The 13,590-nt window shown below is 57.1% G+C and carries 10 protein-coding genes; 6 read left to right on the top strand and 4 right to left on the bottom strand.

The annotated features are described in order from the left end of the window. Positions 1–30 precede the first annotated feature (30 nt). From PAECUDRAFT_RS14650 to PAECUDRAFT_RS14630, 6 genes are all read left to right on the top strand, one after another. A complete protein-coding gene (locus PAECUDRAFT_RS14650; protein ID WP_006038887.1) occupies positions 31–2,334 on the top strand; it encodes a GH36-type glycosyl hydrolase domain-containing protein in 2,304 nt (767 codons plus the stop codon). A gap of 221 nt (positions 2,335–2,555) precedes the next feature. After that, positions 2,556–3,332: an NUDIX domain-containing protein gene (locus PAECUDRAFT_RS14645; protein ID WP_006038886.1), complete on the top strand. Its 777-nt coding sequence runs from the start codon at positions 2,556–2,558 to the stop codon at positions 3,330–3,332. 77 nt (positions 3,333–3,409) lie between these two features. After that, positions 3,410–4,435 (top strand): nicotinamide phosphoribosyltransferase domain-containing protein, encoded by a 1,026-nt coding sequence (locus PAECUDRAFT_RS14640; protein ID WP_006038885.1) that lies wholly within the window; start codon positions 3,410–3,412, stop codon positions 4,433–4,435. A 47-nt stretch (positions 4,436–4,482) separates the two neighbouring features. Then, on the top strand, positions 4,483–4,806 hold the full coding sequence (locus PAECUDRAFT_RS26405; RefSeq protein WP_006038884.1) for a hypothetical protein: 324 nt from the start codon (positions 4,483–4,485) through the stop codon (positions 4,804–4,806). A 30-nt stretch (positions 4,807–4,836) separates the two neighbouring features. Beyond that, positions 4,837–5,406: an adenylyltransferase/cytidyltransferase family protein gene (locus tag PAECUDRAFT_RS14635; RefSeq protein ID WP_006038883.1), complete on the top strand. Its 570-nt coding sequence runs from the start codon at positions 4,837–4,839 to the stop codon at positions 5,404–5,406. Positions 5,407–5,745: 339 nt separating this feature from the next. Beyond that, on the top strand, positions 5,746–6,915 hold the full coding sequence (locus PAECUDRAFT_RS14630; RefSeq protein ID WP_006038882.1) for an RDD family protein: 1,170 nt from the start codon (positions 5,746–5,748) through the stop codon (positions 6,913–6,915). Between the two features lie 122 nt (positions 6,916–7,037). On the opposite strand, the gene PAECUDRAFT_RS14625 is transcribed toward PAECUDRAFT_RS14630, so the two are convergent. The 4 genes from PAECUDRAFT_RS14625 to PAECUDRAFT_RS14610 all read right to left on the bottom strand — a co-directional run bounded on the left by PAECUDRAFT_RS14625 (position 7,038) and on the right by PAECUDRAFT_RS14610 (position 13,478). Beyond that, positions 7,038–10,172 (bottom strand): DEAD/DEAH box helicase, encoded by a 3,135-nt coding sequence (locus PAECUDRAFT_RS14625; RefSeq protein WP_006038881.1) that lies wholly within the window; start codon positions 10,170–10,172, stop codon positions 7,038–7,040. Continuing rightward, on the bottom strand, positions 10,169–11,788 hold the full coding sequence (locus PAECUDRAFT_RS14620; RefSeq protein ID WP_006038880.1) for an SWIM zinc finger family protein: 1,620 nt from the start codon (positions 11,786–11,788) through the stop codon (positions 10,169–10,171). Before PAECUDRAFT_RS14620 ends, PAECUDRAFT_RS14625 begins: the two co-directional genes overlap by 4 nt. A 183-nt stretch (positions 11,789–11,971) precedes the next feature. Continuing rightward, entirely contained in the window at positions 11,972–12,592 is a 621-nt protein-coding gene (locus tag PAECUDRAFT_RS14615; protein ID WP_006038879.1) for a M15 family metallopeptidase, read from the bottom strand. A gap of 112 nt (positions 12,593–12,704) precedes the next feature. Further along, entirely contained in the window at positions 12,705–13,478 is a 774-nt protein-coding gene (locus tag PAECUDRAFT_RS14610; protein ID WP_006038878.1) for a Cof-type HAD-IIB family hydrolase, read from the bottom strand. Between the last annotated feature and the right edge of the window lie 112 nt (positions 13,479–13,590).

Here is a 13,590-nt window from a genome sequence, read left to right as displayed (position 1 = left end):
GCATTTATGGAGAGACAGGGGAAGAGACGGATGGCATTAGGCAGCTTTCAGGAAAACGGGTCGCAATATCGCATCGCAACGCCGCGCACGCCGGCCCGATGGTTCAATTATTTATTCAATGATTCCTATTATGTCGAGGTGTCGCAAACCGGTCAGGGCAAAAGCATGGTGTTCCAGCCCAAGCATCGGACGTTTAACCGCGAGGGCTACAAATATTTTTACTTGCGGGACGGCGATACCGGCGAGGTCTGGTGTCCGGCGTACCAGCCGCTCAAGACGCAGCCGGAGCAGTATGAATGTGTCCACGCCTTGGGCTGGAGCGAGATTCGATCGTTCCACAACGGCATTCGCGCCGCGATCAAGGTGTTCGTGCCCGTGGATGAAATGTGCGAGGTGTGGCGCATTACGGTCACGAACGAGACGGACAGCCGCCGCAGGCTTTCCCTATTCTCCGCCTTTTCACTAGAAAATGGCGGGGTGATGGGGAGCGTATGCGATTTTGATGTGAACGCACAAGTTCTATCAAGCTACTCCTATCCCTATCATGTGTTCTATGAAGAGAAGGAGAAATGCGACAACCATTCCAATCGGGTGTACGTATTCGCCGATCGTGCGATAGAGAGTTTCGAATGCAGCGAAAATCGTTTCTTCGGGGGCGAGGACACTGGCGAGCTTCCGCCGCAAGTCGCAGCAGGAAGATGCTCGAACGGCAAAGCGGAAGGAGAAACTCCGATCGGCGTGCTTCAGCATGCGCTGAGCATCGAGCCTGGCGGCAGCGAAACGATTCATCTCGTTATGGGCTGCGCGCGGACGCCGGAGGAAGCGGCGGAGACGAGGGTCCGCTTGCTGGAGAGCGGCTTCGATGGGATGCTGGAGGCTGTTGATCGCTACTGGAACACCATTTCCAACACGTTTACGGTGGAGACGCCAGATCGCGATTTGAATGCGTTTATGAATCATTGGCTGAAAAAGCAAATCGATTTGCAAACACGCACCAATCGGATGTCCACGTACTGCCCGATCCGCAATCAGCTGCAGGATGCGATGGGCTTCTCGATGATTGATCCCGACGGCGCGCTCGCGGCGATGGAGGCGGTCCTGTCGGGGCAATCGCGAAGCGGGTTTATCCAGCAATGGATTATGACGGACGGTTCGCCGCCTTCGAAGCTATGCCTGCTGACGCATAAGGACGGGCCGGTCTGGCTAGTCATCTGTTTAACGGCGCTGGTTAACCAGTCGGGCCGCCCAAGTCTATTGGATCGGCAGGTCGGCTTTAAGGATGGCGGCACGGCCTCCATTTATGAGCATTTGCTGCTGGCTGTCGATTATATGGCGCAGGATACCGGAAGCCACGGATTGTGCCGGATGGGAGACGGGGATTGGAATGACCCCATCAACGGTCCGGGCAGACGGGGCAGAGGCGAATCGGTGTGGAGCACGATGGCGCTTAAATACGCTATTCTCACGCTCCTGCCGCTGTGTCGATTGCGGGGCGACGATGCTGCTGCTATGCGCTTGGAAGCAATCGCCGACAGGCTCGACCATGCGGTCAACGAGAAGGCTTGGGACGGGGCGTGGTACTTGGCGGGCTTCGATGACGAGGGTGAAGCGTTCGGAACGGCGAAGGATGCCGAAGGCCGGTTGTTCCTGAACACGCAGACGTGGGCGATTATGAGCCAATGCGCTAGAGGGGAGCGGCTGGATCAGTGCCTGGCAGCCATCGACAGTCTGGACACGCCAGCGGGGCCGCTGCTGTTAAAGCCGGCGTTCAGCGATTGGAATGCCAAGTGGGGCCGAATCAGCGTGAAGCTGGCGGGCACGACGGAGAACGGCTCGGTGTACTGCCATGCCTCGATGTTCAAAGCGTTCGCCGATTGCCAAGCGGGACGGGGCGGTCAGGCGTATGAGACGATCCGCAGGACGCTGCCGACCAATCCGGACAATCCGCCTTCGCGTAATTTGCAGGTGCCGATTTTCATTCCGAATTATTACTTCGGGCTGATGGCATCGCCGAACTTCGGAAAGTCGAGCCATCATAATCAAACGGGAACGGTCGGTTGGATGCTGTGGACCGTCATGGATTATGTACTGGGTGTTCGAGCGACGGCAGAGGGCTTGACGATTTCCCCATGCATACCGGCGGAGTGGCCCTTCTATAAGGTAACGAGAACGTTCGGGGGCGCCACTTACGTGATCAACATCTCCAATCCCGAAGGCGTAGAGACGGGTGAGGCAGACGTGATCGTGAACGGAAGAGCGCATCGCGGCACGCTGCTGCCATGCGAGCCGGGGGCGACTTATCAGGTGGAAGTAACGCTGCGTAAACGGAGATAGTGGGTTGAATGACGCAGGGGAATAACGCGCGGCGGCACCCGAGCTGGGCAAGGGGGTGACCTTGGCCCGGCAATGGTGCTGCCGCGCTCCTTGGCGTGCACTCATTTTATCTGGTGCGGAAAACAAAACATGCGAGGACGAATACGTAAATTATTTTATATAGTCATATTGACAATATAGAGATGGGAGCATATACTAAGAAACAAGAAGGAGGTGCTCGGATGACAAACGAAGCTCCCAAGTACCGGACGCCGGATGGGCTGCCAGTCGATATCGCGATTTTCACCATTACTTCGCACGCAAAGCCCAGCAATTACAAAATGCTGGCAGACAGACGCTTGGACGTCCTGCTCATCAGACGGAGTACCTCATCAGAGGCGTACCCAGGCTATTGGGCGCTGCCAGGCGGGTTCTCAGGCGAAGAGGAAACGCTGCTGGAAGCGGCTTACCGTGAGCTGAAGGAAGAGACGAATGTCGACCGGGACGTCGTGATCGAGCAGATCAAGACGGTGTACGATCCCGGACGCGACCCGCGCGGCTGGATGCCGTCGGTGCTCTACTGCGCATTGGTGAAGGAAGAGTACCTGCTGGATCTCGCAGCCGATACGGATGCCGACGAGGTTCGGTTGTTCCCGATCGAAGAGGCGCTCCAGCTGAAGCTGGCGTTCGATCATAACGTTTTGCTGCAAGACGCATTGGCTTACGTAAGGTCCAAAATGATGATGACGACGCTTGCCAAACAGTTTCTGCCGACCGAATTTACGATTCGCGAGCTGTACCAAGTGATCCAGACCGTCGTTCCGACGTTCGAGGAGGACATCCCGAACTTCAAGCGCAATCTGCTTACGACGAAGACGCGCCAAGGGCTCATCAAGGAGGCGCTCGATCGAGACGGCAAGCCGAAGACGACGGACCGCAATTCGAATCGGCCAGCGCAGCTGTACGTGTACGCGGATTATGAACCGAATATATCGATTTACAACTCCGGACTTTTCTAATAGGAAGGTTCGGCAAGCTTTTCATCATTTATATAGTCTATACGACTTATAATATCAATATATTGGAGGAATTTCGTATGATCAAATCGATCCGCAACAACCCACTGCTTCTGACGGACAGCTACAATCTCTCGCATCCGCGTTTGAAATGCAATATGGATTGGGAAGTCAGCCATCTCTATAACCGCAGGGAAGGGATGATTCTATATGGCTTCCGCGAGATCGTAGGCGATCTGCTGTCGATTCAGATTACGGAGACTCATGTAACGGAAGCGGAGCAATGCGCGGCGATGCAGGGGCTTCGGTTCCCAAGCGAGCTGTTCCTCCGCGTCGTTCGGGAATGCAATGGTTATGCGCCGATCGCGGTAGAATCGCTGCCGGAAGGCACGTGGTGCCCGGCGGGAACGCCTTTTGCCCAAGTATTCAATACGGTTGAAGGGTTCGGGGAGCTCGTTACTTGGTGGGAAGGGATGTTCATGCATGCGTACTTCCCAAGCGGCTGCGCGACGGAAGCGTTCCACCTGCGCCGTTATCTGGAAGCCAAGCAGGCGGAGCACGGCTATGACGAATCGTTCCTGTGGCGGATACACAGTTTCGGGTTCCGGGGCCACCGCAGCCTGGAGGATGCTTATTGGGCGGGGACGGCATGGAACCTGTCGCTGCAAGGGACGGACGATTTCCACACGACCCTGCATACGCCCCATGCGGTAATCGGCAGCATTGCAGCGCTTGCGCACAAAGTCACGCAGCAATTCGACGATGAGAAGGAATGCTTCGAGCGCGCGATCGACGAAACGGCCGCAGCAGGCGAGCGGATGGTCGCACTCGTTATCGATACGTATGATGCGAACCGCGTCATTCAGCAGTATTTGCCGGAGCTGGGCCTCCGCGCGCGCGAACGCGGCGTTCGAATTGTCCTTCGTCCAGACAGCGGCGATGTGCTGCAGCAGGCAATCGATATTTATGAGGTGGCGAAAGCGCACGAGCTCCTTGACGTTGTTGGCGTCATCATTGGGGAAGGCATGAATGCGGCGCAAGTGAAACGTTATGACGCGAAGCTGGAGGAGAAAGGATTCCGCTGCCATTCGTCGCTTACGGGGTAGGCTCGGGCTTCTACAACCATATTGACCGCGATACGTACGGCTGGGCAATGAAGACGGCCTACAGCAATGGCAAGGATCGGATGAAATTTTCGATGATTCCGCTCAAACGGAGCATTCCCGGCAAGGTGAAGTTGGTTCGGGTTGGAGGCGAGCTCGTCGTAGAAGCGGCGGATGAGACGAATCGCGATGGTCTGTACGAGACGATCTACCGTCATGACGGTGCGGGCGAGCCGGCATTGCTTGCGGCGGGACCGCAGTTCTGGAATGAGGTACGGGAGCGCGTGCAGCAGCAGGACGCCGCACAACCGAATATTCAGCTCTCGGCAAATATTCAGTTCAAAATCGACGCATTCGTTGTACAATATTTGTAATAAGCTGGGCGATGAAGGGGAGGAATCACAATGGGGCAGCCGTTTCGCTTCGGATTCATATTAGGCCGGTTCCAGCCGGTGCATGCCGGTCATGAGCGCATGATTGATGCGGCGCTGGGCGTATGCGAGCGGTTGCTCGTTGTGGTAGGCTCCGCTCAACAGAGCGGGACGGCGCGTAATCCATTTTCAGCTGAGTACCGGATGTCGCTGCTGCGTGCCGTTTACGGGGATCGGATCGAGCTGATGGCGTTAAACGATTATACGCATGAGGGCGATCATAGCCATGCATGGGGCAATTACCTGCTTGATGCGGTCGAGCGTTATGGACGGGAGCGGGAGTGGCCGGAGCTGGATCTGATGATTGCCGGCAGCGACGAGGAACGGGAGCATTGGTTCCCGGAAGAGCGGATGGCGCATATCGGGCGGCTGGTCATACCCCGCATGTCGCTGCCGATTAGCGCAACGAAGCTGCGCGATGCGGTTGTCGCTGGCGATGAAACCTTCTGGCAGGCGAATACGAATGCGGCCATTCACGGCGAGTATGCGCATATCCGGAAGACGCTTCTTTCACAATACGATCACAAAAATAAGCAGGGATAACAGATATAGACAGCGAATATATCTACCACAGATAAATAAGGTGGTGGATAGGATGAGTACAGCTATACTTCCGGCTGTCGCCGCCATCATTATTGTGGGTGCGACGCTGGGCATCAGGCAGTACATCACGAAACAAATGCGGCGACGGAGAAGGCATTATTAAACGTGGTTTGTCTATCCTGCGTATATGAGCTTCCCTTAAGCGGAGCGAGTATACGCTTTTTTTTGCGCAAGCTTCGGATGGATGTGGTTCAGATGGTCTAGTAAGGATTTGGATTTCATGCTACCATCATACCGATATACCTAGATAATGACTGTATATGAGGGGAGAACGATTGTTTGGAACCGATACAACCGGGCAAAAGCACCTATGAATCTGTTGCATTCTCGCCAGTTTCTGAATTAGAAAACGATCGCTATCCATCTAGCGGGCCGCTAGACGCAGAGGCGATCGTCCGTACTTATGACAGCGGCTCCGTCTTCTTCAGACGCTGGGGCGCTGTCGTTATTGATAATTTGCTAGTCATGATGATTTTCTTCGGGCTGTTTGCGTGGAGCATAGCTGCATCTGTGAATGATGACAGCGTATGGAATACGATCGCTCCCTTTCTGTTGGTTGGTTGTTATTTCATTCTAAGCCCGATTTATTATTGGCTGCTGGAAACGTTCTTCGGCACAACGGTTGGCAAATGGGCGCTGCGCGTACGCGTCGTGAATGCGAGCGGCGAGCTGCCGGGAATCGGCAAAGCTGCCATTCGCAATCTTATGCGCATTTTGGAGTTTTGTCCGCTGATGTTCTATGGCATTATCGCTGGCATTATCGTGCTTATCCAGCAGAAGAAGCAGCGGCTCGGTGACATGGCGGCGAAAACATTCGTGTTGAAGGCGCGGGATCTTCCGCCATTGGAACGGAGCAGGCTGGTAGGAATGCGCATCACGCATATCCTCGTGATCGTGGTTGCGCTAGGTTGTTTGATCGGGGGAATCAGCTCGGTCAGTTCGCAGATTACGGTGGACCATGCGGTGGAGACGGCGGATGGGCGTTACGAAATGACGGTCCCGTGGAGCTGGTCCGCCGATGCGTCGACGGAAAGCGAGCTAGCGGTGAGCAGCGGGCTTTCCACGTATAATGTTGTGGTAGGATCGGATAACGAGGAGACGCTGGAAGAAAAGGTGTCGCTCGAAGACTATCATGAGATTATCCGGAACTGGCTGCCGGGAGCGATACACGCCGAGCTTGCAGACGGGGAGACGGAGCAGACCTCCTTGAACGGCAGAACGGCTTATCGCTTCGAGATGAATGGCGAGGAAGATGGCGAGACGCAAGCGTATACGATTACGGTGACGGGCGATGAGGATAAGTTCTATTATATTATCGCTTGGCTATCTGATGACGGGAAAGCGGGAGAGAGCTACCATAGCTTCCGCGAACGGTATAGCGGCAAGCTGAATAAGCTGGAGCGTATTGTAGCCACCTTCAAGCCGATAAACGGGGGCGTAAGCATTTAAGGTCAGCCCCTTTGCCAAATAGAAAGAAGCAAATCAGATAATATGAAGCAAAAAAGGAGCATTCCCCGCTGAACCGGGGGACGCTCCTTTTTGTTGTACGTATTCACGATGCTTTAGGCAAGCTAGCCGTTCCAATCACGCCGCAGCGTAAACAGCTCTTTCAGCTCATTGGTGGACAGCTCCGTAATCCAGCCTTCGGAGCTTGTGATGACGTCGTCGCTCAGCCGCTGCTTGCTTTCCAGCATCTCGTCGATTTTCTCCTCCAGCGTGCCGAGCGCGATGAACTTGTGCACCTGCACATCGCGGGTCTGGCCCATGCGATACGCGCGGTCCGTCGCTTGGTTCTCCACTGCAGGATTCCACCACCGGTCGAAGTGGAACACGTGGTTCGCAGCGGTCAGGTTGAGGCCGACGCCGCCTGCCTTGATGGAGAGGATGAACACGTTCGGCTGCTCGTCGGCGGGTAGTGTCTGGGATTGGAACTGCTCGATCATCCGGTCGCGCGCCGTTTTGGACGTGCTGCCGTTCAGGTAGAGCACCTGCTCCTGCAATTGGTTTTGCAGCACCTGCTGGAGCATGTTCCCCATGCCGATGTATTGGGTGAAAATGAGGCAGCGGTCGCCCTCTTCCCGCAGCTCCTTGACCATTGCCAGCAGCCGCTCCAGCTTGGATGAGCGCGAGATGACCATCTCGGCAGCCTCGGACATTCCCGGGTTGTCCTCGATTGCCGGAGGAGCAGCCGAGCCCGAAGCAGGGGCGGGCAGCTCGGGCATTGCTTCCTTCGTCAGCAGCATCGGATGGTCGCACAACTGCTTGAGCTGCGTGAGGGCGGACAGAATGGCGCCTTTGCGCTCGATGCCTTCGAGCATCTTCATTTTGTCCATTAATGCGTTGACGGTCTGGTCATATAATGCGCCTTGCTCGGCCGTCAGATGAACGTAGGTTTTCATCTCGTTCTTGTCCGGCAGGTCGAGCTGGATATTCGGGTCCTTCTTCTTGCGGCGCAGCATGAATGGCTTCACAAGCCGCTGCAAATCTTGGGTGCGCTGCTCGTCGCGCTCCTTCTCGATGGCGTTGGCGAATCGCTGCTGGAATCCGTTAGAGCTCCCCAGATAGCCCGGATTGATAAAATCGTAGATCGACCAGAGCTCGGACAGCCGATTCTCAATCGGCGTACCCGTTAGCGCAATTCGGTGATCGGCGGAGAAGCTGCGAATCGCTGATGATTGTTTCGTTTGCGCATTTTTAATGTTTTGCGCCTCATCTAAGCAAATGGCGGACCACTTGTAAGTCTGCAACAGCTCTTGGTCGAGCGTTGCGGTCGAGTAGGAGGTCAGAATGACGTCTGCTTGGCTCGCTTGCTCGTAGAATGCTTCGCCGCTTCGGCGTTTGCTGCCATAATGCAGCATAACGCCAAGGGAAGGACCGAAGCGGCTTAGCTCCTTCTGCCAGTTGCCAAGGACGGAGGTCGGGCAGATGACGAGCGCAGGCATCCGAGCAGGGCCGGAGGAAGCGGCGGCTGCCGCGGCCTCGGCGAGTTCGGGAGTCCCGCTGGGTGCCGCAGTCCCGTTGGATTCCGCATTTGCTGCTGAATCCATGGCGACGTTTGCGACAGACTGAGCGGCTACCGTCTCCTTCACATGCAGCAAGTAGGCGATCAGCTGCACGGTTTTGCCAAGGCCCATATCGTCCGCCAGACAGCCGCCGAGCCCGAATTGCCGCAGAAACGCCAGCCAAGCAAAGCCCTCGCGCTGGTAGGTGCGCAGCTCTGCGCGAAGCCCGGCAGGCGGATCAAGCGGCGGCCAATCGGATTGCTGCCCAAGCTGCGTGATCAGGCCGATCAGATGCGCGTTTAATTCGACCTCCAGCTTGATCCGCTCGTCGCGGGAAGCTTGCGCTTCTGGCGAAGCGGCGTTTGCAGCCGAGGCAGGCTCATCCTGTCCGCCTAGCAGATGAAGCTGTAGGACGTCCTGGAAGGACAGGCCTTCGGACTGGTCCATGCTCTCCATTGCGCGCCGGATCTGCGCGAGCAGATGAGGATCAAGCGAAATCCACTGGCCGCGGAAGCGGACGAGCCGCTCGTTGCGGGCGGCAAGCTCCAGGAATTCGGCCTCGGACAAGTCCGCTTCGCCAATGGCAATGCGCCAGTCAAAGTTGACGATGGCGTTCAAGCCGAACAGCGACTGGCCAGCGCCGCTCGCGCCTGCCTCGGCGCGTACCTTGGCACGGAGCCGAGGCTTCTTCCGGCTGGCGGCTTCCCACCAGGCCGGGAGCAGCACTTGCCAGCCAGCCTCGAGCAGGCGCTGGCTGTCCGCCGTTAGGAATTGCCAAGCGGCGGCGTCAGTCATCGGCGCGCTTAGGCAATCGTCGCGGCTGCCGGCGAAGCGCTCCCGCGGCAAGCAGGCGCGCAGCCGATCCAGCCAGCCGGCGGAGCGCTCTTGCACGACCGGCGTCCATGCCGCCGGCCATGAGCCGAAAGCATCGCCATCGGCTGCCAGCCGAATTGGCACAAGCAGCGCGGGATCTTGCTTGTCCTGGAGCACGACCTTCATGCGCCAGTCCGGGTCGGTCTCGTCCGGCTCCAGCAATTGCAGAAGCGGGCGGAAAGGGGCTTCGTCCGCTTTCCAGCCGGCAGCGATGAGCCATGACGGCTCGTCCAAGCCATTGGCTGCGGCTTGATCCGCCGCGCCAAACAAGAGCGGAAACTCGCGCTTCAGGTCCGCTGCCGCCGTTTCATCCGCGTAATACCGTTCATAGACAGCAGCGGAAAATGCAGCATGAAGCCCTTCGACATAGCTATACCGCGTTTCCGTCAATCGTGCGAGCAAAGCTTGCTCGTCTTCGCCAAGCGCTTCCTCGTCCCATGTCCACTGCAGCGGCTTGCCCGCCTTCAGCGCGGCGAAGCTCGGCTTGAACCGCCGCTGCTCCATGCAGTCGGCGAGCAGCGGGGCAAGCTCCGCGAGCCGCGATGCGTCGCCTTCCCAAATCCATTCGACATGCGTCAGCAAGCGCTGCTCTGCCAAGAATGGAATGACCTGCTCCGCGGGGAGGACGATGAGCTCGACGTCCTGTACTGACTTGGTCGCAAGCTCAGTGCCGTAGAAGGAAGCTTCATGCAAGGCGAAAAGCCGCTGCTTGATGAACATCCCTGACACCATATACGAATCGTTCGCCAGATTGCCGTAAATCAGCGCGTCCCCGTAGTCGGTCAGGCTGATTTGAATATGAATCGTTTCGATGAAATGTTGTTGCTTCATTCCAGCAGCTTTCCTTTCCGAAGCTCCTCTTGCAAGGCGCGCAGCCGGCTGTGCCGGTCGGAGAAGGCTGTGATGAATTGCTCCCAGCGCGTCTCCTGCTTTAGCTTCTTATATAACTTGGCGAGGCGCTTCAGCAGCTTGACCGCTGATTTGTAGCCGTCGCGATTTTTGTGCAGCACGTAGCGTTCGACCGCCTGATGATAGAAGGGCAGCAGCGCCTCCGGCGCGTTCTTCTCAATCGGCTGAAGGACGGCTACGCGGTACGAGAGCGGCTCTTCGCCCATGCTTATTTGGTAATCAATCCATTGCTGCCATTTGCCGCGGGCGAGCATCGCTTCCTCATAGATCGCTTTCGAGGAGGGGAGCATGCCGACCAGCGTCTGCCACATGGCGGGCTCTGCTTCCGGGTCCTGTTCGATGACCGATTCCCAATGGGCTACGTAAACGGGCAGCTCGCGAAAACGATGCGTGCTCAGCAAATCGCCGAGCGCAATGAGCCAGCGCAGCATGCGCGGCCCATCCGGCTCCTCCAGCGACAAGTCCTGCAGGAAGCCCATCAGGTCATGCGGGCGGATGGAGGAAGCCTTGTTCGCTTCCCGCAGAAACGCCAACGCCTTCTCATCCTGCGCGAGATAGTAGTGCATCCAGCTCTTCGCCAGTTGGCCTGGCAGCCGGGAACGCGCGGCGTCGGCGGTTGTTTCTGCTTCCTGCAGCTGCTCCAGCTCGATAAGGAAGCGGTTGGAATCGCCCGAAACGGCAGGCTTCAGCCAGGTTGACCACAGCAGCAGGTACACGTTCAGAAAAGCGCGAGCGCTCCCAGGCTCGCCCAGCATCTGGCGGCGGACATAGGCAAGCGTATCCACAAGGCGCTGCTTTATATCAGGGCCAGGCTTCGCCGCGATGTCGGAAGAGGCGTTCAACTGGCCCGCGATCGCCTGCGTTAAAGCGGGAATCGTCTCCTGCGATTGGTAGCCGGAAGAATAATAGCTGACGGTCTGCCATTGCTGGTGGCTCGCCACGAGCAGCTTCTCAAGCGCAAACAGGTGCGCATGCACCTCGAACAGCGCCTCCAGCTCAGAGGAAAGCGCAGGCTTGATGCGCGCGAGAGCGGCAAGCACCGCCTGCGGATTCGTTACGCTGCGCGCTTCGGGCAGCAGCTTCATGCCCTGCTCGAACAAAGCATGCCACTCGGACATGGGCTGCTCGGCAAGCTGCTTCGCTTGCTCTTGAAGCTGCTCCAGCGGGCCGATGCGGGAGGAGTGGCTTAATTGGGAGAGGTCGGCGGCGGATTTGGCGTTCACAACCGAAGCGACAGGCCGGCCGTGCTGATGCACATATTGAAGCAAAGTGGCGGCAATATGCTTGCATTTGCTGCCGATCGGGCACTCGCATCGGCTGGAAGCGATCGCTTCCGGGTTCAGCTTAACGTTATATAGCTCCGTGCCGGAGACAAGCGCGATGACGAGCCGCTCGTGCAGTTCGGTGTACGATTGCACGCGCTTTTGCTTGTAATATTGAAAACCTCGCGACAGCGTCACGTCGCTGAATATTGCGGCAGCCTCTGCCAAGAGGTTGTGCCAGCTATTATCGTCTAGCGAAGGGGATAACGGGTTCATCGTTCATTTTCTCCTAAGCGTTCATAGAATACATACTCACGATTTCCATTATACAATATAGCGGGCTTGGAAGCGATCAAACGTTCGTATGGCTGCGATGCAAAATGAAAAAAGCTTACGGAAGCGCGTTGGCGCATTCGCAAGCTTATTCGTTCGTGTAGTGCCTATTATTTCTCGTAGAAGCTATTCGGCGTCCTCAAGCGTCATCGCGCTCAGATCAGCGCCGCGCTGAAGCTCGCGAATGCTGTAGCCGAACGTCATTTGCAGATGAGGGTAATCAGGGAAGCTGTCCCAGTCGCCGCCCCATTCAAAATGGAGCGATTTCGCAATCGCGACGACCTCTTGCCAGTCGGATTTCCCGTTATCGTTCAGGTCGGCGTTCATCTCCCAGCTTGCGCTGCCGTCATCCTTGAGCAGAGCGAAATCCACGGCCAGCCCGAAGTTATGGTACGATTGCCCGCCTTTCGCCTTCGTCACAATCGATCCGTCATCGGAACGGCCTTTGCGGTAAAGCGCATCTTGCTCGGCTGCGCTGCGGAAGCCGTCCGTTATGAGGATACGGATGCCTTGCTTCTTGGCTAATCGGACGAGCTCATCCGCTTGCTGGCGCACGATAGGATGGAGCTGGGCCGTCTTGATTTGCAGCTGCCTCGGCTTGGCCATGTCGGACAACTGCCTGTCGATCAGGACCGCGGCAATGATGACGATGAACGTGAGCAGCAAATAGAGCATAAAGCGGCGCCGACGGCGGCTTTTTTTCACAGATAGTCGAGTAGGCGCTTGCGGCATGGTGTTATATTGCACGGGTGAGGCTCCTTCCTATACGAAAAAACAACGGGGAACAGCAAAAAGCGGCGATACGGTCGCCGCTCTGCCGTCCATCAGGCCGGTCGCTCTGCGGCGTCCGGTCCTATTCCTAGATCAAGCCAGCGTGTTTCAGCCCTTGGCGGATGCCGCCTTCATCGACATGCGCGGTCACGTAATCCGCATGCGGAATCAGCTCCGGATGCGAGTTGCCCATCGCGATGCCAAGGCCAACGGCCGCTAGCATTTCCTTGTCGTTGAGGCCGTCGCCGAATGCGGCAGCTTCTTCGACTGCGATGCCTAGATGCTGGAGCATTGCTTCGATGCCGAGCGCTTTGGAGCCGCCCTCCGGCAGCACGTCCATTGCGGTTTTGTGCCAGCGAACGAGGCGCAAGCCCGGAAGGGACTCCGCATAAAGCTCTTCCTCATGCGCTTCGCAGTGGAGGAATGCTTGATAGATGCTCGTCTTTTGCCAATATTCCGGGTCATGTCCAGGCAGCTCAACCTTCAGCGAGTTGACCGAATTCAGCATGTGCGGATGCGAATCTGTATCTGCGTAGTAGGTTTCGCCGCCTTCGAATACGAGCGGATGGCCGTGTTGGCCGGCTTGCACGACCAGTGCCTCCAAGCGCTCGCGCGGAATCGGACGCTCGAACAGCACGCGTCCTTGGTGTACGACGTAAGCGCCGTTCAGGCTAATGAATGAATTGATGCCGAGCTGCTCGGCGATCGACTTGAAGAAGTAAGGCGCGCGGCCCGTTGCAATGACGACCTCGACGTCCGTCTTGCTCAGCTCGCGCAGCGCGTCGATCGTATCCCGCGGAATTTGTTTTTCCTCGTTTACAAGCGTACCGTCAATGTCAAAAAACACGATTTTATAACTCATGATTGCCTCTCCTATCCTTCCCTTGCGGGTCTCTAGTAGATTGCGTTGATTACCGCCTATCATACTATGGACCGGCTGTGTGCGTCGAGGGTGGGGGGATGGTGGATTTAGG

This window comes from Paenibacillus curdlanolyticus YK9 (assembly GCF_000179615.1).
Lineage (GTDB): Bacteria > Bacillota > Bacilli > Paenibacillales > Paenibacillaceae > Paenibacillus_T > Paenibacillus_T curdlanolyticus.
This window is presented reverse-complemented; position numbering and strand designations above follow the sequence as displayed.